Here is a 19,649-nt window from a genome sequence, read left to right on the forward strand (position 1 = left end):
CACCCGGCGCTGAACTGCTTTCCAGGATGGGACCCTCTGGCATTCGCGAGAAGAGGCGAAGCGCGAAGTGTGATATAGCAGTCCCGGGTACTCGTTTGCATGCTGGACATCGTGGTGCTCGTGGGCGGTCTCGCGCTTCTTGCCTTCCCCGGCGTGGGTCTGTGGCCCTTCCTGTTTCAGCAGCAAACGCCGGTCGAACGGTACACCTGGGGCGCCACCGCGGGTCTGGCGCTCGCCGTGCTGGTCACGTTCTACCTGGCCTACCTTCGCCTATCCTGGTTCTGGCCGGTTTGGTTTGTCTTCTGCGCGGCCTGCGTGGTGCCGGCATGGAGAAGCACAAGCGCCAAGCCGACACGGCGCGAGGGTTCCGGACTCTGGCTCGGCCTGCTGCTCGCGGTGGTCGCCATCTCGCGATTTGCGCCGGTGTTCTTCCGCGAGACGCCTCCGGGCTGGGACCCCAGCTTTCATCTCATCCTCATCCGCAAACTTGTTCTCGCCGACCACATGGTGTCCGACTGGACGCCCTTCGAATCCGTACCGCTGAATTATCCGCTGGGCAGCCACCTGCTGGTGGCGGTGCTCGCGCGATTGACCGGGCTGCCGCTGCCTCGCGTCTTTCAGTTCCTGATTCCCGCATTCGGCGTGGTCTCGACCGCACAAGTGTACGCGCTGGCGGCGCGGGTCTTTCAGCGCTCGGAAGTTGGCTTGTACGCCGCCGTCGCCTACGGCACATGGGCCTTCGCCGGCAGCATTGGTTATTACACGTGGGGCGGGCTGCCGAACCAACTCGGAATGATGTTCCTGCTGGCAGTGATTGGCATCCTTGCCGAGCCCGGATGGAATTGGCGGACAACTGCGCTGACCGCCCTGTTGGTCAGCGCGATTCTGCTCACCCATCATCATGTAAGCCTGGTTACGGCGGCGGTACTGATTGCGAGCATGGTGTACTTGGTCGCCGCGCGTGCGGATGATTCCCGGGCGAAGTGTCGCGGGCTCCTGCTTGCCGGGTTTGTCGGCGCCGCCGCCGCATCGCCATACCTGGTCCCGCACACGATGCGCGCCGCCGAGATTCGCAACACCGACGTGCTTCGCTTCACGGAGCCGCATTCGCTCTTGCTGATGATCGTGGAAATGGGGACCGTGCTGGTAGCCTGCGGAGTGGCGGGTGTGATCGCCTGCCGAGGCGCAGATCGCAAGCGCGCAGGGCTGGTGCTCACGGCGGCATCAGTTCTCGTTGTTCTGTATGTCGCGGGCGCTCCGTTGTACCGGGCTTATTCCCTGCGCCGCTGGGGAAGCGAGTACGTGGCGTTCACGCCCTCGCGCTTTCTTACCGACCTGGTCTACTTCCTGAGCATTTTTGCGGGCTATGCGCTGTTCCGCGTCGCCGAGCATTACCGGCTGAGGACGGGCGTGGTGATTGCTGCCGGACTGCTGGTGGCGCTGACCAACGTTCCCTTCTGGGTCGAGATGTTCGCGCGCGAGCCAAACCCGGAGCGCCGTCAGGCCTACGCATGGATCGAACAACACACGCCCGCCGACACCATCGTGGTCGTGGCGGACGCTTGGGCGCCCTACGCGACGTGGCGCCGCACGCCCGATACGCCCCTGCCCGTCTCGGAACCGAAGGTGATACGCAATCCGGCGCGCGATGCCGCCGCCGCACTGGCGAATGGGAGGAATCCCGAGGCTGCATTTGTCGTGAAAGTGATTGCGCCAGGAGGCGTGGCGCCGCCCGGCCCGCGGTTGTGGAAGTCTCCTTCCGGGTGGTCCGTTGTCCAGGTGTGGCCGCGCGCACCGATCCATGCGGCGGCGCGGTAGTCAAGGCACGCCAATCTCACCCAGGTTCGCGCCTCGCAATTGTTGGTTCAGCGCCAGCACATCGCGCGTCTTCACCTCGGTCCATTTCAGCAGCAGCGTCGCCAGGGCCTGTTGCAACTCGCGAAGCGTTGTCGCCGCCTGCGATGTCGGCGGCGCGTCCGCGCTGTCCACCATTTCGTACACGGTCGCCAGGCTGTCGTTCAGCGCCGCGAAGCTTTCGCTGCTTGCGCGACGTCCGAATCCGCCGGCGGCCCCTTCCAGCGCGCTGAGGTTTTTCTCCAGAGCCGCAATGTCGGCTGCAACCGATCCGGGCAGCGATGGCGCACGCGACGCCAACTCCTTCAACTGCTGCCTCATCGCGCGCACCTGCTGGAGGGCGTCGTAGTCCTGCTGCAGCGCGTCGGCAATCTTCATCTCCATCTCGAACTGCTGTTGCAGGCCGCTGGCTGGAGTGGTGACGCGCGGATCCATCTTCACCGTCAGCGGCTGCGAAAATGTCTGTCCGCCGACCGTCAGTTTGACGGTGTACTCGCCCGGCAGGGCGCGCGGCCCCTGCGGCCAAAGCGGGGTATCCTGGGCGATCGCCGAAATCGGATACTGGCGGCGCAGCACCGCCGGCGGCGGATAATGCAGGTTCCACGCCCAGCGGTGCATGCCCGGCGAAGTCAGCAGCACGCGCGGCAGCCTGACCCAGTAGGTGGGAATGTTCAGCGCTTTGGGATTGATCTCCTCCGGTTTGTCGGTGCTCGTGTAGCGTCGAACCAGTGTGCCGGCAGGGTTGAAAATCTCCAGCGTCACCGGACCGCTCTCCGCTTTGAGCGTGTAGTTGATCACCGCACCGTCGGGCGGATTCTGTCCTGCCGGTTCTTCCGGAGGCAGCGGCGTGTCCGTGTTGGTGCTGCGCCGCACGCGGTACGCCACCTGCGGCCGGAAAAGATGGGCCTGGGCCTGGGCAACCTCCGCCGATATCTGCCGTAGCGGAGTGATGTCATCCAGGATCCAGAACGAGCGGCCGTGCGTGCCCACCACGATGTCGTCGCCATGGACGACAAGGTCGCGCATGGAAGTGGCGGGCAGGTTCAATTGCAGCGACTGCCAGTGGTCCCCGTCATCGAAGGAGACCCAGATATTCGTTTCCGTCCCGGCGAAGAGCAACCCCTTGCGCTCCGGGTCCTCGCGGACGGCATTGACAGAAGCGTCATCGGGCAATCCGGTCGTTATCTTCTGCCAGGTCTCGCCGCCGTCGTGGGTGCGGTAGATGTAGGCATGCAGATCGTCGAGACGGAAGCGGTTCACCGCGGCGTAACAGGTGTTGGTGTCGAAGTGCCCCGCTTCAATCTGCGCCACCTTGCTCCACGGCGTAAGCTCGGGCGGCGTGACGTTCTGCCAGGTCTTGCCGCCGTCGCGCGTGACGTGGATGAGCCCATCGTCGCTGCCCACCCAGATCAGGTTTGCGTCCTTGAACGACGGCCCGATGCTGTAGATCACACCGCGATGTTCGGTCTTCTCGCCGGCCGCGTAGTTGCCCAGGTTGGGCGGCACGCCGGGATGGTCGCGGGTCAAATCCGGGCTGACGATCTGCCAGCTCTGCCCGCCGTTGGTGGTTTTGAACAGCACGTTCGATCCGAGAAACAGCGCGTGCTTATCGACCGGAGAAAAAATCAGCGGCGCGGTGCGGTTGAAACGATATTTCCCGGTGCGCAACACGACGGGCGAAACGTCCTGCACCTGGGTGGTGGTCTGGTCGTAACGCGAGACCTTGCCACCATAAATGATGTTGGGATTCAGCGGATCGGGCGCGACGTAGCCGTACTCCTCGGTGCCCACGGTGTGCCAGTCGCGAAAGGTAATCTCGCCGTAGTCGCTACGGCTGGCAGTGCCGATGGATCCGCTCTCTTGCTGGCCGCCGTAGACCCAGTACGGAAACTGGTTGTCGGTAATCACGTGATAGAACTGCGCCGTCGGCTGGTTGTACCAGGAACTCCAGGTGGCGCCGCCGTTCACGGTGAGGGTCGCGCCCTGGTCCACGCCCATCAGGATGATGTCGGGATTTTCCGGATTGATCCAGATGCGGTGATAGTCGTCCCCACCCGGCGCGCCCTTGATGGCGGTGAAATTCTTGCCGCCATCCATGGAACGATAGCTACAGATGTTGGCGACGTACACTTCATCGGGATTGCGCGGGTCCACCTTGACCTCGGCGAAGTCGGAGCCGCGTCCCCACAGGCGATTTTCATTGTTGACGCGGGTCCAGGTCTGACCGGCGTTATCGGAGCGATAGAGGCCGCCCTTGTCCGGATTGGCGTCCACCAGCGCATACATGCGGCTGGGATTGCTGGGCGCGATGCCAATGCCGATTCTGCCCAGACCGTCCGCCCACGTTGGCAGTCCCTGCGTCAGCGGCTGCCAGGTGTTGCCGCCGTCGATAGACTTGAACATCCCGCTGCCCGGGCCGTCGAAGGTATTGCCGGTGGTCCACGGCGGACGGCGCGCCGACCATAAGCACGCATAGAGCGTCTGCGAATTCTTGGGATCGAACGCCAGCTCAATGGCGCCCGTGTTCTCGTCCTTGTAGAGAATCTTCTGCCAGGTTTTGCCGCCGTCAGTGGAGCGGAAGACGCCGCGCTCCGGGTTGGGGCCGTAGGGATGTCCGAGCACGGCAGCAAAGACGCGATTGGGATCATGCGGATCCACCAGCACCACGGGAATTTGCTGGCCATCGCGCAGGCCGAGGTGCTGCCAAGTCTTACCGCCGTCGGTGGACTTGTAGATTCCGTCGCCGGTAGCGAGGTCGGGCCGATGCAGACCTTCGCCGCTGCCGATATAAATGATGTCGGGATTCGACGGCGCCACCGCCAGCGCGCCGATTGAGCCGGTCGGCTGGCCGTCGAAGATGGGATTCCAGGTGTGCCCGAAGTCGGTGCTCTTCCACGCTCCGCCGTTGTTGACCGCCATGTAGAAGACGTTCTGTTTTCCGGGAATGCCCGTCGCCGCCACGGTGCGACCGGCGCGGAACGGCCCGATCATGCGCCAGCGCATCTCCTGGTAAAGCGACGGACTGAACTGCTGCCCGACCAGCGGCGCCCCGACGCACAACATCATCACCAGCCAGCGTAAACGACCCATTCTTTTCACCCCGTGCGATCTATCGCGAAGCGACGATTGTACGCTTCCGCGAAATCTTTGCGCCCTGGGCGCTAATGCTGGTAGTGGGTCAATTTCCGGTTTGGCGACGATACGGAAGCTGGAGGCCATCCTGCTGCCCGTGGTCCTTAATTTTCCAGAAGGCAGTCTCCGGAGTTTCCCGGAGTTCGCAAATGGCTTAGGTTTTCCGCTGGCCTACTCCGGCAAAGAAGTCGCCAAAAAAGAAACTGACCAGCTTCCCGCCTACTGGTATTCCATAGTGCTGCAGTGCAGCGACGAAATTTTCCGCTGTAAAACGATTTTCCTTAGGATGCTTGAACAACGCTCGGTAGACCCATCTGTCGAGCGCTTGTTTTGAGACTTCCTCAAAAACGAAAATGCCGCCGGGCTTCAACACTCGCCGGACCTCGCGAATCGCGTCCTCCCAGGCAGGCACATGGTGGATGACGCCGAAGTCGAACACAGCATCGAAGCTCTGGTCGGGTGCCTGAATAGCGGTTACGTCTCCGACAGAGACTTCGGCGCGACCCGCATGGAGTAAAATACGCTTTTGCGCACGCGCGACCATTTGGGGGTCCAGATCGATACCAGACACCTTGGCCGCGCCGAACCGCCCGAGAATGATTTCCAGTCCGAAGCCTTGGCCACAGCCAATCTCAAGTGCTCGCTTACCGTCCAGACGACCTGCCATGCGAAGCAGGGGCGGGGCCTCATAGAACCTTTGCACCATCCGGCGAGCGGGGTTGTTGAGCAACATCTTTTCGATGACATTCAGCTGCATGATGCACTTCCGGATGGGTCAGGTTTAACTGCTGGGGTTTTTGCCAAAACAAAGCACCCAACAAAAGGTGTGATACGAAGCTCATAAGCCACCTTGAAACCGGCCTGACTTCCCACGTTGAGCCACTCCCGTCGCGAAAAGAAATGCAGGGCTCCCGGCCCATACGCCAGAAAGTTTTTCCAGTCTCGCAGGTGTTCAACCAGCACGACGCAGCCGCTTGGTTTCAGGGCGCGACCCACCTCGCGGAAAAACTCCAGCCTCGCCTCCTGCCTGCGCAATTCGTGCGCGACGAAAATCAGGAAAACGGTGTCACATTCACGGTCTTTTAAGGGCAAAGCCTGCGGATCGGCTTTTTCGGACGCAGCGGCTGTCTCAATGTGGTGGCGGGCACGTTCAATGGACGGCTCGCTCATTTCCGAGGAAACGTAGATGTCCAGAATTCTGCGCCGCGCGGCCGGGAACAGTCGAATCAGCGCTTCGCTGGTCTGATCCAGGCCGGCATGGATATTAGCCCAGCTGACCGGATTTCGCTTCACCACTGCCGCCAACCAGTTCCATTGATACAAACGTGAGCGATCGTAAATGTAATGGGACACCAGCAAGGAGGACACCGCCCAAAACGAAGCAATGGCGGAACCTAGCATGACCGCAAGACGAATCGCTGCCGGAGGAGAGAATCGCACCAGGAATAGCACTGCGATCAAGTCAAGAACCAACGCTGCGGCGTAAAAGTGCCAGTTGTACAAAAAGATCTGCCACACACCGCTAAAGCTGCTAGGTCGGTTGTTGGCGGCGTGCATCTTGTTAGGCGGTCACAGCCTCGCGCACTCCGCGTCTCCACCGGTACGAGACGTTCGCCAGATGGAAAGCACTGGCCAGAATGGGATGCGCGCTGGCGAACGGTTCCTTTTCGATAAATGTATTTTGCAGGACCTCCACACGGATCGTCTTTGGGTCCCAAGCCTGGCGCACACCTTGGACGCGGACGATGGAGTCGGTTTCCTCCTCATAGTCGAAGGTAAAGGGCAAAGGCCCCGCGAATTTGCGGGCCACCTGCAGGTTCGAGAACGGGGAGTCTTGTGGCAGAGGCGCGGGTTCGTCGGCTAAATGCGCGCGCACATGCAAGTCCGCTTCTCCACTGGGCGTGTGAATCTTGATCTCTAGCAGGCGATCGTTCCAGCAATAGTCCACATCAGCTTTTCGATATCCGTAGTGCGTGAGTCGATTGCCCCACCGTACCATGAAATTGCTGTCTGTGTCGCTGCGTAGAATTCGTAAGCCTCGGAGTAGCTTTCCTGATCGTGTTCGGTAACGCGTAAAGATTCTGTAGCCCGTCAAAAAGAAATCTCTGCCGACTAGCCTTGGCATGAACCTCGGTCGCATGTTCCTCGTCTGCACCATGGCTATTGCCAGAAAACCATAATTTTCGTAAGTGTCCAGAACCAAGCCTGGCGGCATCAGCGGTCGCAAGATCGTGTCGGGGAAGGCGTATGTAAGGACCAAGACGTGCTCGAAATACGCCTGCATTGGCAGGGGATGCCTTTTTAGAAACCGAAGCGCAGTCATGGATGTAATTCCACGAGACTATGATTGCACGGCAGCTATTCCTGTTGGACTTTGCTTTCGGAATCCCTCCACAGCAGCACTTGGGGCTAGATTCATCCCGAGTCACGGGCCACCCGGAAAATGACCCACTACCCTAATCCTTCCACACTTGGCGAAATTCCTGCATCGGTGGCTGGATTGAATCGCTTCTGGTCGCGATCGGGCTGCCGGACAAGCAATCTTGTGAGTCTGCGACCGACCCGCAATAATCTTAACCGCGTACGAAGCATAGTTCAGGAGGAGCCATGATCGACTGCAACCAGGATGGCCGCGGAACCGGCCGCTCGATGCCGTTTTCACGACGGAGTTTTCTCGCCAAGACTTCGTGTTTCGGCGCGCTTTATGCCGTGGCCAAGCTGATTCCCTTGCCGGCCCTGGGGGCGGTATTGGAGAGCGATTCGCGGGTGTCCCAAACGCCGATTGTGGCCAAGGATTTTGCGTCGGTGCGCAAGGTGGGGAATGGATTGTACGCAACGATTTCCGACCCCTCGAAGGGCAATACGACGCTGTGCAACGGCGGCTTCCTGGTGGGAAAAGACGGGGCGCTGATGATTGAGGGATTCGCCACGCCGGTGGGCGCGTCGTTTCAAATGGATGCTTTGCGTTTGGCGAGCCCGGTGCCGGTAAAGGCCGCGCTGGACACGCACTATCATTTCGACCATTCGATGGGAAATTCGTTTTATGGAGCGAACGGAATACCGCTCTGGGCGCATGCGGCGGCGGCGAAGCGGATTGTCGAGAATTATTCGCCGCTGCAGGGAGCGGACAAGGCGGCGGTGCTCGGCCCGTTTGAGAAGCGGGTGCAGGACGCCAAGTCGGAGACGGTCAAAGCGCACGCGCAGAGCGACCTGAATGCGATCACCGGAGTCTTCACGATTGCCAACGCCAGCGTTCTGGCGCTGCCCAATCACCCGCTCGATCCGGTAAAGCTGCCGATGACCATCGATCTCGGCGGGGTCTCCGCAGTGCTGGAATCCCACGCCGGGCACTCCGGAACGGACATTATTGTGAACGTGCCGGAACAGAATGTGGTGTACACCGGCGATTTGCTGTTCAGCGGGTGGTATCCGGTCTGCTTTGACGAGAAAGCGACGATTTCAGGCTGGCGCGAAACATTGAAGAAATTTGCCGCGCTCGATAAGGACACGCTGTTTGTGCCGGGACACGGACAGATCTGCGGACAGGAAGGGATCGCGCAAATCCGCGAAGTGTTCGATGACATTGCAGGACAGGCGGAGAAGATGTACCACGCGGGAGTTCCGGCGGAGGAAGCGCAGCACCGATATGTCGTACCCGAAAAATTCAAGAATTTTCCGGTCTTTGCGTGGGGATTCACCATCGGGCCGGCGATTACCAAGCTGTACGCGGAGTGGCAGGTCAAGTAGCCGTTACTTGGCCGAGTCACGCCCGATCCGGAAATCGGCCCACTACCCCAATCCTTCCACGTTTGGCGAAATTCCTGCGCCGGTGGTAGCTTGGTGGATTGTCGTACAGGAGAACAAGCCTCATGCTGAAGCTCGCCATCGCGACACTCTCACTGGCCTTCCTGCTGGCCTCCGCGCCCGCGCAGAATTCCGGCGGGCCCACCAAGGTTACCGGCAAACCGACCAAGCTGCCCGACGGCCTGGAGTATTGGGATATCAAGGAAGGCAGCGGCGCAGTCGCCAAGAAGGGCGATAAGGTCAAAGTCCACTACACCGGCTGGCTGACGAATGGAAAGAAGTTCGATAGCTCGGTGGATCGCAACGAGCCATTTGGGTTCACCATTGACGCCCACCAGGTAATCAGGGGATGGGACGAGGGCGTGGCCGGCATGAAGGTCGGCGGCAAGCGCCAATTGCGCATTCCGCCTGAACTGGGCTACGGGAGCCGCGGCGCCGGTGGGGTCATCCCACCGAACGCGACGCTCATCTTCGATGTGGAGCTTCTCGGAATTAGCAAGTAGCGAACCAGATCGCTGAAGCCCACATCTGCCAAGAACGGCAGATGTGGGGCACCTTGCCACTAACAACTGACCACTGCCTTTACGCTGCCAGCTTCTTGGTAATCGCCTCGACCTGCTTGATGTGGTTGAGATCGTGGCCCGCCATGGTTTCGATGATCTCGCCAAAGCTGCCTTCGCCGCGCTCCGGATGCGTGTTCTTCTTCGACAGCGCTGTCGGGCCCGCCTGATGGATCAGTTGCAGGTTCCAGTTCCGCACTGCTGAAAACACCGCCAATGCCGCGTGGGCATCGTGCCCTGCATAATGGCGAGCCCACTTGTCCTGATCGAATGGCTGGATGACGTGGTGGTCCTCCGCCAGCGTTTGCCGCAGACGGAAGGCAAATACCAACTCGCAATCCGCCAGATGACAGATAATTTCGCGCGCGCTCCACTTCCCCTGCGCCGGCGAATATTCGACCCGCTCCCGGCCGAGCAGGTTGGCCAAACTTTCCAGGCGCGTCGGCGTGCCCGTTACTACCTCCAGCGCGTCCCGATCTCCCAAAAATGATGCGTACGGATTCATGGTCGGCTCCCCAAGACGTGGTTTCAGCAGCTAATGTCTGGATTGGATAACCCGCAGCAGACGCAAGTTTCAAAACCACGTGGGACGATTTACGAATTGCCGAATTGGAGAATTGACGAACTAGATTCACCCTCGAAGGTCCGGCAAATTCGCCAATTCGAAAATCCGACAATTCGTCGATTCTCTCAGCGCTGGCCGCGAATCAATTCGCACAGCGCTGCGGTTGCCTCGCGCGTGTTCGCCCGCCCACCCAGATCCGGTGTCTTGGCGGTCGCGGTGGCCGCGAACTGCTCGATGGCCTTCATCAGCGGCTTTGCCGCCTCAGACTCTCCGAGGTGCTCGAGCATCATCTGGATGGACCACACGGTTCCGAGGGGATTGGCAACACCCCGTCCCGCTATGTCCGGCGCCGAGCCGTGGATGGCCTGGAACAGGCTGGGAAATTTGCGCTCGGGGTTGAGGTTGGCGCTGGGCGCAATGCCCATGCTCCCCGAAATGGCGGCGCCCAGGTCGGTCAGAATGTCGCCAAACAAATTCGAGGCGACCAACACGTCCAGACTCTCAGGTTTGGAGACGAAGCGCGCCGACAGAGAGTCCACCAATTGCTGTTCGTGCGCGACGTTGGGATATCGCGCCGCCACCTCGGAGAAGATGTCGTCCCAGAAAACCATGTTGTACTGCTGCGCGTTTGACTTGGTGGCGCTGGTGACCTTCTTGCGCCCGTTGGCGCGCGCATATTCGAAAGCAAAGCGGATCACGCGCTCCGTGCCGTGCCGCGTATGCACGCTGCTTTGGATGGCGACCTCGGCCGCCGTGCCGCGATGCAGGCGCCCACCAACTCCCGCGTATTCGCCCTCGGCGTTCTCCCGCACGCACACCATGTCGATGTCCGTGGGTTCCTTGCCCGCGAGCGGTGTCTTGATCCCCGGCAGCAGGCGCATGGGACGCAGATTGATGTATTGATCGAAACCCTGGCGGATCGGAAGCAGCAAGCCCCAGAGGGTCACATGGTCGGGAACGCGCGGGTCGCCGACAGGCCCGAGCAGAATGGCGTCGAAGCCTCCACGCTCCAACTGCCGTACGCCATCGCTCGGCATCATCGCGCCCTGGCGCAGGTAGCGCTCCGATCCCCAATCAAACTCTTGCGTCTCGAAAGCAAAGGCCGCGTGCGCCTCGGATACCGCGCGCAAGACCTCCAACCCTGCCGGTATCACTTCCCTTCCGATCCCATCCGCGGGCAGCACCGCAAGCATGTAGCGCCGTGTCGTCATGCAGCAGCATTTTACGCCGGTAAGGTTTGCCTTTTGCGGGCTGCGAGGTGAAACCGGCGCTGGTGGGAGTTACCGTTCTTCAGACATCGCGCAGTTGGTCTTCGTCCATGCCGAAGTAGTGGCCGATTTCGTGCATTATGGTCAGAAGCACCTGCTCACGGATTTCGTCGTCGTTGGAGCACACCGCCTCGATATTCCTTTGGTACAGCACGATGCGCGCCGGCCCGGTGGGAAGGTCAAAAACGCTGCGGCGCGTTGCCGGCACGCCATGGAAGATTCCGAGCACCAGCGTTTTCGGGCGCAGGGAGCGTGGCCGTGGCGCGCGTTGCCGTGTCGCCGGTTCCGGCGGGAGGTCCTCGACCAGCACGACCACGTTATCCAGGCGGGTGCGAAACTGCTCCGGCAGCCGATCCAGCGCTTGCTCCACCAGGCGAGTAAACCGTTGCCGCTCCATGATTGCGCCGAGACGTTGTCGGGAATCTAATTGCTGCGCGAATCGAGCCGCAAGAGCAACACCGAGCACGGCCCGTGGCGGACGACGCGCTCTGTCGTACGGCCCATCACGGTGAACTCAAGAAATTTGCGGCGCTCCGCTCCCACCACGACGAGGTCGGCGGCGCGCTGGCGGGCGAAGATGATGATCTGCTCGGCGGTCTCGCCGATGCGCAGCGTCTCCGAAACCGGAGAGCTCGGCCGGACAACTTCCCCGACCCACTGGCGCAACATGTTGAGCTCGTTTTCGGCATCGGCTGTGCCTTCCGGCAGCACGCGCAGCACATCGATCCTCGCGCCGAACACGCGTGCCAGGTCCAGCGACGCCTCCAGGCATTGTGTCGCCAGGTTCGTGAGGTCCACCGGGCACAACAACGTCTTCAGGGCGCCCGGGCCCAAGACTAGGTCCGCGCCCTTCACGACGAGCGTAGGGAACGCCGATTCGCGAACCACGTTTTCCGCCACCGAACCAAGCAAGGAGCGGGCCATACCGTCGTGCCCGTGACTGCCGAGCACGATCAGGTCGGGATGCAGTTGCCCGATGAAGTCGAGTACGACCTTCACCGGGTGTCCGACGCCGACGGCGACCTGGTAGCGAATCCGGTTGCCGAGCACGCTTTCGGCCTGCGCGCGAATCGAGCGGCCAAGCTCGACTCGGCGCTCCTCATATTCCCCCTGCAGTTGTTCGCCTTCCGCCTCGGAGACCTCGCGCGGAACCGGAGGCCACATGGCATGCAGAATGTGAGTTTCGGCGCCAAACTTCTCGGCGAACAATCCCGTCCACTGCAGCACACTGGCCGAGGCCGGGCTCAGGTCCAGGAGGCACAACATCGTCTTGGGAGCGAATTCCACAGTATCTCCTCCTGGGTCGTGTCGACAAATTGCTGCGCTTGGCCGCCAGTAAGACCGGTCACGCCATTCGGCGCCGGTTCACGATGCGCGTTTCAACGCCGGCTCGGGCGCGTCCAATTTCTTCAACAGCTCTTCCAACAATCGCGCCCGAGCTCGTAAGGCCAGCTTGAAATCGTGGTGGTCGGCGTGCGAGATCTCCCGCAGAAGCTCTCGCTGATGCTGCCGGAGAACTTCCGCCAGCAGCTCTTGTTCCTGCGCAGTGATGTGCATTTCCATAACAACCTCCGACCGGACCGGAAGCACTGCTACTGCTATTTTAGAACCACCGGGGAAAATGCAGCCTGATTCCGACGCTTCAGCCCATTCGTCCCATTCCCGGAATGAGCCCAGGGAGCGGGTGCGGTGCATCACAGACGGTGCCAGGCTGGAGGGCTAGAATTTCCACAGAGGTGGAGATTTCCATGGAGACTGGCTGGTCGCGCCACTATGCCCAGCGGATCAGCGCTGTCCGAAGCTCGGTAATTCGTGATCTCCTCAAACTGACACAGCGTCCAGAAGTCATCTCCTTTGCCGGCGGCTTACCTGCCCCGGAACTGTTTCCGATCGATCGCTTTGAGGCAGCGTGCCACACGGTGCTCCAGCACAACGGCGCCGCGGCGCTGCAGTATGGGCCCACGGAGGGCTACCTGGCGCTGCGCGGATTCATCGTGGACAACATGCGGCGCTACGGCATCGTCGCCGATGTTAGCAATGTCCTGATCACCTGTGGATCGCAGCAGGCCCTGGATTTGATCGGCAAGCTGCTGATTGACCCCGGCGATCGTGTGTTAGTGGAGGCGCCCACCTACCTCGGCGCTTTGCAGGCATTCAACGTCTATGGCGCCCGATACGTCAGCCTCCCCGTCGATCACGAGGGCATTCGCACCGACGGCTTGCACGAAGCGCTGCGCTCGTCGCCGAAATTCATGTACATCCTGCCGAACTTCCAGAACCCGGCGGGCGTCACACTCTCCGAGGAGCGCCGGCAGAAACTCGTTCTGCTTGCCGATGCGCACGACATCCCGATTGTGGAGGACGACCCCTACGGCCAACTCCGCTACGAGGGCGAACATGGCACCGCACTCGTCGTTCTGGACCGAGCACAGCGCCGCACCGATCTGCAGTACATGTCGGGGAATGTCATCTACCTGAGCACCTTTTCGAAGCTGCTTGCACCCGGGCTTCGGTTGGGCTGGGTGGTCGCTCCGCAGGAAGTAATCGTGCGTTTGGTCCAGCTCAAGCAGGGCGCCGATCTTCACACCAGCACCTTTATCCAGATGGTGGCCTACGAAGTGGCCCGCGATGGCTTCCTTGACCAGCACGTGAAGCGGATTCGTGCCGTGTATCGGGAGCGCCGCGACACCATGCTGGCGGCCTTGCAGGAATTCTTCCCCGACGAAGCCACCTGGACGCGCCCCGAAGGCGGGCTCTTCCTCTGGGTGACCTTGCCGCCGGCCACCAACTGCCAGGAACTGTTCGAGGCGGCACTGCGGCAGAATGTGGCGTTCGTACCCGGCGGCCCGTTCTATTGCGACGAGCCCGACGGCTGTCATCTGCGGCTGAACTTCTCCAATTCCGCCCCGGAGCAAATCCGCGAAGGTATTCGCCGACTGGGACATGCTGTCAAGGAACAGCTCAAGCTAGCGGCTTTGATCGTGGTGTAGCAAAGGGCTTGCCGGCCCGCAACGCCAGCGCGAACATTGTAGGTAAGGGGGGACTGAGATGTCAGAAGCAACCAATCCATCTTCCCCGCAGCCGCGGGAGAAGGCCGCCGAACATCTCGAAGAGGCACATCAGCTTCTCGATACCTTGCGCAAACGGCTGGACAGGCACCCGGAACTGGAAGAAGCCATTCTGAAGATTGAAACGGCGTTGAACCTGCTGACGGTAAGCACCGGAGGCATGCTCTAACGGTTTGCATCGGCAGTAGTAGTTCGAGATCCGCTTCAGATGGCCGGCCTCAAGCGTGCGCCAGTACTGGTCCCAAAGCAGGGGAAGCAATCTGGGTGCGCGCAAAATGATTTGTCAAGTGTCGTTTATTCCCGGAGCCGAGCTACTCGGTAATCGGCAGCATCCGGTTATGAATGCGCTTGCAATGACTCCAGGGCAGCGTATAGTCATCTACCTGTCAACGATGACTCCCACGGGGTGATGGGATGTCGGGAAAGCTCTTACTGTGCGTCGACGATGATCGGGACTTTCTCCAGGTCCTGCAAGTTACCCTTGAGGTATCCGGCTATAACGTGCTCACTGCGCGCGACGCGCCGACCGCTCTTGCCCTGTTTTCCGAACTCCCCGTGGATCTCGTCGTGCTGGACTACACCATGCCAAAAATGAATGGCGCAGAGGTCGCTCGCTCCCTTCGCCAGCGGAAGCCAACCATTCCCATCCTAATGTTATCCGCGCACGTCGAGCGCCCTGCCGATGTACACGGCCTGATTGATGACTATGCCGTTAAGGCCGAGGAGAACGCTAGCCTCGTCAGCCGCATCGAACGCCTGCTGGCCGATTCATCCGAGGCGTGCGCCTAAACCCAGAACCCCGCGTAGAAAGCACGGTCCGGGTGCGGGACCGATCCAACCTAGGCCGCCCCGTTCTCTTGATCGGCTTCGTGTGTAAATCGGGTGGATATCGGAGTGCGGCGCCGGCGAATTACGCCGATAGGAATAAGGAATATAGAGCAGCGCATCTTGAGCCTGGAAGAGGCGGCGCATCTTGACGCCACCAGGCCCATCCTTCGCGTGGTATCTAAATGGGCTTAGTTGCACCGTTTGGTTCGAACGCCGCCAGAACCATCTCTCATTTTCTGTTGCCCGGCATGGGACCTCGATGCGATCGCTCCTCCCCCACTGTCGAGATAGGGAGGCTGTCATCGACACTTACCGATGCAGCCAATGTGCATGGGTGCATCGCATCGAAAATCCGCCCAGCGGCCGTGTGGATGAGCAGGATGCTTGGCGAGCGTGTCGAGCCTTCGAGATGCATGATTGCATGGACTACCCAGTCAAGGCAGCGTGACGGGCTTCCTCTCTCGATTCGCAAGGCGTAATCCGCTTCCTCGGGCCAGCCTATGCCGCCTTCGCTCTGGCCCTCCCCATCTTTCCACTAGCCCATCTCTTCTTCATAAGATCTGAAAGCCGCTTCCGCGCTGCTGGGCTCATGCGGCGTTTCTTCCGCGCCGTCGTGGTTGAACGGACCTTCCTGGATGGGGTTTTTCCTTCAGAAGCGATCGCTTCCAGCGCTGTGATGGCATGATCGAGTCGTTCCCGTCGGGAACGAAGTTCGGAAAGTATCTGTTTCGTATCCATAGGCCACCATCCTAAAGGACGGTCATAGGTTATAGCAAATGAAATCAACGATGCCGCCATACCGGCGGAAGTCTGCTGACTCATCGATTCCTAAGGCACACCATGACGGCGACGAAATTTCGCTTGGTTACCTTGCGTGTCGTGCTTATGGCGGTTAGTCGATTCCCCAAGACTGACCTAGAATCCGATTCGAGTGAAATGATAGGTCGGTGAAACACGGCATAGGACTTCAGCGCTACCCCCTGCCGCCTCACTCCAACGGATGCTCTTGCCGCAACCGCAGCCCGGCTGCAATGGATTCTGTAGTTCCGTTTCGGGAAGCATTGAGTGATGACTTGTGCGATCTATGAGGCCCACCTGTTCGGAGTGAGCGATCATCGTTAAGCACAGCGGGAGCGCTCGCACCGGCAGGTTGAGAGATCGCCTCAGGGTTACGGTCGAATACGCCGGCCAGGCAGCAGAGGGAGGCGCACATGAGCGGCGAGGCAAATGGCAAGCCAAGCTCCAGTACGCGTCGCAATTTCCTGAAGGCGACGGGCGCGGTGACGGCGGGCCTGGTGGCGCAGGGGATATCCGCGGAAGCGGCGATTGCCGTGCCGCCGCTACCTTTCAACCCGGCTACGCCGCAAGCAATGCCGACGCGCAATCTGGGTCGCACCGGGTTTCGCGTTGGCATCTTCAGTCTTGGCGGGCAGGCCACCGTCGAGCAGCCCAATAAGGAAGCCGAGGCGGTCGCAATTGTCGAGAAGGCGATCGATCTCGGCATCAACTACATCGATACCGCGCCGCGCTACGGAGCAACCGGACGTTGGAGCCAGCGCTACATCGGTCAGGTGATGAAGCGACGTCGTAAAGAGGTCTATCTCGCCAGTAAAACGCACGACCGGACTCGCGACGGCTCGCTCAAGCTGCTGGAGGAATCTCTGCGCTTGCTGAACACCGACCACCTCGACGCCTGGCAACTTCACCACGTCAGCTACATGGACGAAGTAGACCAGATCTTCGCCAAAGGCGGCGCCATCGAAGCGATGCGGCAAGCGCGCGACCAGAAGATGGTGCGCTTCCTCGGCGTGACTGGCCACGCCGATCCTGAGGTACTGATGGAATGCTTGCGGCGGTTTCCTTTTGACCAGATCCTGATGGCGGTCAACGCTGCCGACCCGCACCATTTCAGCTTCCAGGACAAGCTGCTGCCCATGGCGATCGAAAAGCAGATGGGCATCATTGGCATGAAGATTCCCGCGCGCGGGCGACTGTTGTCCAACTGGCCCGCCGTCGGGCCGTATGCTCCGGGGAAAAAGCGGGCTGGACCGCTTGGCATCAAGGATGCGCTCTACTATGTGCTGTCGCTGCCGGTCAGCACCGTGGTGATCGGATGCGACTCGGTGGAGCAGTTGGCCGAAAATGTCAAGCTCGCGCGCGAGTTCACGCCACTCAGCGAACCGCAGCGAGCCGCGTTGGCGGTTAGAGCCGCGCCGATTGCGCGTGAAGCGCTCTTCTTCCGCCGCTGGGACTCGTGAGCACACGTGCGGTTAAGAACGTTTCGTTTAGACGACGCAAGTGCAAGAGCGTGCGGTGCGGTCAGCGGGATTGAGCTCTTGCGATCTGTACATGCATGTTGCGCGCGGTAGCTTAGTGAGGCTTAGGAGGCTATACTTAGATAGAAAATGGTCGGGTTGGCTTCGCCTCGCATTGCGGAGCACCCGCAGGCGTGCTCCGCCCCGGAGCCGTCCGTTCTGCCCACCCTGTTTGGCGAGGGTTATGGGCTCTACACGACTCGCGTAAGTACCTTCATTTTGTCTTTTTTGGTACACGTCCTTGCCATCGTGGTGCTTCTGACGTCGGGAACCTACGTCGCGCGCCACCGTCAGGAAATCAAGCAGCAGGTGATCGGGCTGGTGTCGGATGTGAGCCCGTATATTCTTCCGCCCGCCGCAACCAGAGCTGGTGGCGGCGGTGGCGGCGGAGATCGCGACAAGCTGGCGGCGTCCAAAGGCGTGTTGCCGAAATTCTCGCGGCAGCAGTTCACACCTCCCATGGTGGTGATTCGCAATGAAAGTCCGAAGCTCGCTGCCGAGCCCAGTGTGGTGGTCCCGCCCGAGCTTCAACTGCCGCAGCCAGCGGGTCCGCTTGGAGATCCGCTGTCATCGGTGTTGGGACCACCATCAAGCGGAACAGGCTCGGGCGGTGGGATAGGAAGCGGCAGCGGCGGCGGCGTGGGCTCCGGTCGTGGTCCCGGCGTCGGACCGGGCTGGGGTGGGGGAATGGGCGGTGGGGTATATAGGGTCGGCGGCGGTGTCAGTGCGCCCCGGGCAATCTACGCGCCAGACCCCGAATTCTCGGAGGAAGCTCGGAAGGCCAAGTACCAAGGCACGGTGGTTCTATGGCTGGTGGTGGGGCAGGACGGTCGCACGCACAACATTCGCGTGCAGCGCACACTCGGCATGGGACTTGATGAAAAAGCAATCGAGGCGATTCGCAGTTGGCGATTCGAGCCCGCGCGCAAGGACGGCGTGCCGGTGGCAGTGCAGATCAATGTGGAGGTTAATTTCCGGCTCTATTGACCTGATCCGTGCTTGGTCTGAGCTGGGAGACGAACGCCACAAGCCCCGAGCGGCCGCATCGTCATGCCGGCAGGGGAGCAAAACGGGAGCGTGCAACATGATTTCCGCTGTAGCCAGATCCGCATTGGACGTATCGTACAAACAAAAGCGGACTGCATTAGAAATCGTGGCCGATATCGCCGCCGGCTGGAGCCGCGGCGCCAAGACATACGAGTACGCGGAACATACCGCCATGGATTTTCCATGCGATCACCTGATCAAGGTAGAAATGGCAGTCGTACCCTTGCCCAGAGGTTTTCAGAATGACGCGCGCAAGTTCCCGCGCGATCAAGAAAGCGGGGGTGGCGACGAACACATCGGTTATGTTCTCCGCGGTTCGCTTCTGACCGTGACCGTGCAACTGCTCAATGTAAGTGGGAGGCTCAACCCTGCTCTCGAATGGAGACTGACGGACACAGGCAAGGTCGCACTCGAGTGGTTCCGAAGCCCGATTGCGCGGCGCGGGTCAACATCGTTTGAGCTGCGGTTGCGCCTGGTTATTCATCCGCCATTGCACGCGACCGCCGAAGATCTGCGCGTCTGGCACCGACGCTACCTTCCCGACGTGCCGAGCGTCGCATTCCTTTCGGCACTGCCGCGCGATCGTTGATATCCCGAAATGGGAGTCGGAATCGTGCCGCGCGCGAGAATGCGACAATGCAGAGCCCGATCGGTGGCACCATAATTCGTAGCGGGGTATCCACGGGACCGGGTGCCTGACAGCAGCGAGGGTTAGCTGAGGGAGGATCAATGCCCGAACGCGACCGGCTGCCAACCGTGCTTATCGTGGACGACGATCGCAGCGTCGCCGACGCCCTCGTCCTTCTGCTGCAAAAGAGCGGGTTCCAAGCCTCCGCACGTTACAGCGCACAAGATGCGCTGAACATAGCAGATCTGCAGCAGCCAGATGTGGTTGTGATCGAGGTGGTTCTCCCTGACCTGGACGGCGTGCGTCTCGCTCGACGCATTCAGGTGCTTTCGCCCCGAACACAGATTCTACTGATGTCTGGCTGCCTCGATGCTGCCGGACTGGTGGAAGCTTCCGAGTTTGAGGTGCTCGCCAAACCGCTGGCGCCGGACGAGGTCGTTGCCAAGCTGAGACAGGCGATCGCAATGGATGGAGAGGACCCGAGCGCCATCACGAAAGACGCGCTGCTCGGGAAGGGCGTGGGCTAGCCCAGTCTGTTATGCAGACCTGGTCAAAGGAGGTGCATGATGCTCGCACCCAA

At 60.8% G+C, this 19,649-nt stretch carries 19 protein-coding genes; 10 read left to right on the top strand and 9 right to left on the bottom strand.

From position 1 onward, the window contains the following. Positions 1–99: 99 nt before the first annotated feature. Positions 100–1,818, top strand: coding sequence for a hypothetical protein (locus LAN64_00735; GenBank protein MBZ5566353.1), 1,719 nt, complete (start codon positions 100–102; stop codon positions 1,816–1,818). Here the strand turns inward: LAN64_00735 and LAN64_00740 are convergent, their stop codons facing one another. The 4 genes from LAN64_00740 to LAN64_00755 form a co-directional block, all read right to left on the bottom strand. Then, positions 1,819–4,944, bottom strand: a complete 3,126-nt coding sequence (locus tag LAN64_00740; protein MBZ5566354.1) for a glycoside hydrolase — start codon at positions 4,942–4,944, stop codon at positions 1,819–1,821. A 196-nt stretch (positions 4,945–5,140) separates the two neighbouring features. Further along, the gene (locus tag LAN64_00745; GenBank protein ID MBZ5566355.1) at positions 5,141–5,743 is read right to left on the bottom strand and encodes a class I SAM-dependent methyltransferase; all 603 of its coding nucleotides are present in this window, start codon (positions 5,741–5,743) and stop codon (positions 5,141–5,143) included. Further along, positions 5,734–6,504, bottom strand: coding sequence for a class I SAM-dependent methyltransferase (locus LAN64_00750; GenBank protein ID MBZ5566356.1), 771 nt, complete (start codon positions 6,502–6,504; stop codon positions 5,734–5,736). Before LAN64_00750 ends, LAN64_00745 begins: the two co-directional genes overlap by 10 nt. A 43-nt stretch (positions 6,505–6,547) precedes the next feature. Further along, positions 6,548–7,309: a DUF2071 domain-containing protein gene (locus tag LAN64_00755; GenBank protein ID MBZ5566357.1), complete on the bottom strand. Its 762-nt coding sequence runs from the start codon at positions 7,307–7,309 to the stop codon at positions 6,548–6,550. 284 nt (positions 7,310–7,593) lie between these two features. On the opposite strand from LAN64_00755, the gene LAN64_00760 reads away from it, so the two are divergent. Continuing rightward, positions 7,594–8,733 (top strand): MBL fold metallo-hydrolase, encoded by a 1,140-nt coding sequence (locus tag LAN64_00760; protein ID MBZ5566358.1) that lies wholly within the window; start codon positions 7,594–7,596, stop codon positions 8,731–8,733. 122 nt (positions 8,734–8,855) lie between these two features. After that, the gene (locus tag LAN64_00765) at positions 8,856–9,293 is read left to right on the top strand and encodes an FKBP-type peptidyl-prolyl cis-trans isomerase (protein MBZ5566359.1); all 438 of its coding nucleotides are present in this window, start codon (positions 8,856–8,858) and stop codon (positions 9,291–9,293) included. Positions 9,294–9,372: 79 nt separating this feature from the next. On the opposite strand, the gene LAN64_00770 is transcribed toward LAN64_00765, so the two are convergent. The 5 genes from LAN64_00770 to LAN64_00790 form a co-directional block, all read right to left on the bottom strand. Beyond that, positions 9,373–9,855 carry a DinB family protein gene (locus LAN64_00770; protein MBZ5566360.1) on the bottom strand — a complete coding sequence of 161 codons (483 nt, stop codon included), beginning with the start codon at positions 9,853–9,855 and terminating at the stop codon, positions 9,373–9,375. A 185-nt stretch (positions 9,856–10,040) separates the two neighbouring features. Then, entirely contained in the window at positions 10,041–11,126 is a 1,086-nt protein-coding gene (locus tag LAN64_00775) for a tartrate dehydrogenase (protein MBZ5566361.1), read from the bottom strand. Positions 11,127–11,205: 79 nt separating this feature from the next. Further along, on the bottom strand, positions 11,206–11,580 hold the full coding sequence (locus LAN64_00780) for a metallopeptidase family protein (protein ID MBZ5566362.1): 375 nt from the start codon (positions 11,578–11,580) through the stop codon (positions 11,206–11,208). Between the two features lie 26 nt (positions 11,581–11,606). Further along, on the bottom strand, positions 11,607–12,470 hold the full coding sequence (locus LAN64_00785) for a universal stress protein (GenBank protein MBZ5566363.1): 864 nt from the start codon (positions 12,468–12,470) through the stop codon (positions 11,607–11,609). Between the two features lie 78 nt (positions 12,471–12,548). Then, complete coding sequence (locus LAN64_00790) at positions 12,549–12,746, bottom strand: hypothetical protein (GenBank protein ID MBZ5566364.1); 198 nt, start codon at positions 12,744–12,746, stop codon at positions 12,549–12,551. A 185-nt stretch (positions 12,747–12,931) separates the two neighbouring features. On the opposite strand from LAN64_00790, the gene LAN64_00795 reads away from it, so the two are divergent. The 7 genes from LAN64_00795 (at position 12,932) to LAN64_00825 (ending at position 19,596) form a co-directional block, all read left to right on the top strand. After that, positions 12,932–14,173, top strand: a complete 1,242-nt coding sequence (locus LAN64_00795) for a PLP-dependent aminotransferase family protein (protein MBZ5566365.1) — start codon at positions 12,932–12,934, stop codon at positions 14,171–14,173. Positions 14,174–14,231: 58 nt separating this feature from the next. Further along, positions 14,232–14,420, top strand: coding sequence for a hypothetical protein (locus tag LAN64_00800; GenBank protein MBZ5566366.1), 189 nt, complete (start codon positions 14,232–14,234; stop codon positions 14,418–14,420). A 245-nt stretch (positions 14,421–14,665) separates the two neighbouring features. Further along, entirely contained in the window at positions 14,666–15,040 is a 375-nt protein-coding gene (locus LAN64_00805; protein ID MBZ5566367.1) for a response regulator, read from the top strand. A gap of 1,250 nt (positions 15,041–16,290) precedes the next feature. After that, a complete protein-coding gene (locus tag LAN64_00810) occupies positions 16,291–17,337 on the top strand; it encodes an aldo/keto reductase (GenBank protein MBZ5566368.1) in 1,047 nt (348 codons plus the stop codon). 147 nt (positions 17,338–17,484) lie between these two features. Then, on the top strand, positions 17,485–18,381 hold the full coding sequence (locus LAN64_00815; GenBank protein ID MBZ5566369.1) for an energy transducer TonB: 897 nt from the start codon (positions 17,485–17,487) through the stop codon (positions 18,379–18,381). Positions 18,382–18,478: 97 nt separating this feature from the next. Beyond that, a complete protein-coding gene (locus LAN64_00820; protein MBZ5566370.1) occupies positions 18,479–19,030 on the top strand; it encodes a hypothetical protein in 552 nt (183 codons plus the stop codon). Between the two features lie 140 nt (positions 19,031–19,170). Further along, positions 19,171–19,596 carry a response regulator gene (locus tag LAN64_00825; GenBank protein MBZ5566371.1) on the top strand — a complete coding sequence of 142 codons (426 nt, stop codon included), beginning with the start codon at positions 19,171–19,173 and terminating at the stop codon, positions 19,594–19,596. Positions 19,597–19,649: the final 53 nt, after the last annotated feature.

The organism is Terriglobia bacterium, from assembly GCA_020073185.1.
In the GTDB taxonomy this organism is placed as follows: domain Bacteria; phylum Acidobacteriota; class Terriglobia; order Terriglobales; family Acidobacteriaceae; genus JAIQGF01.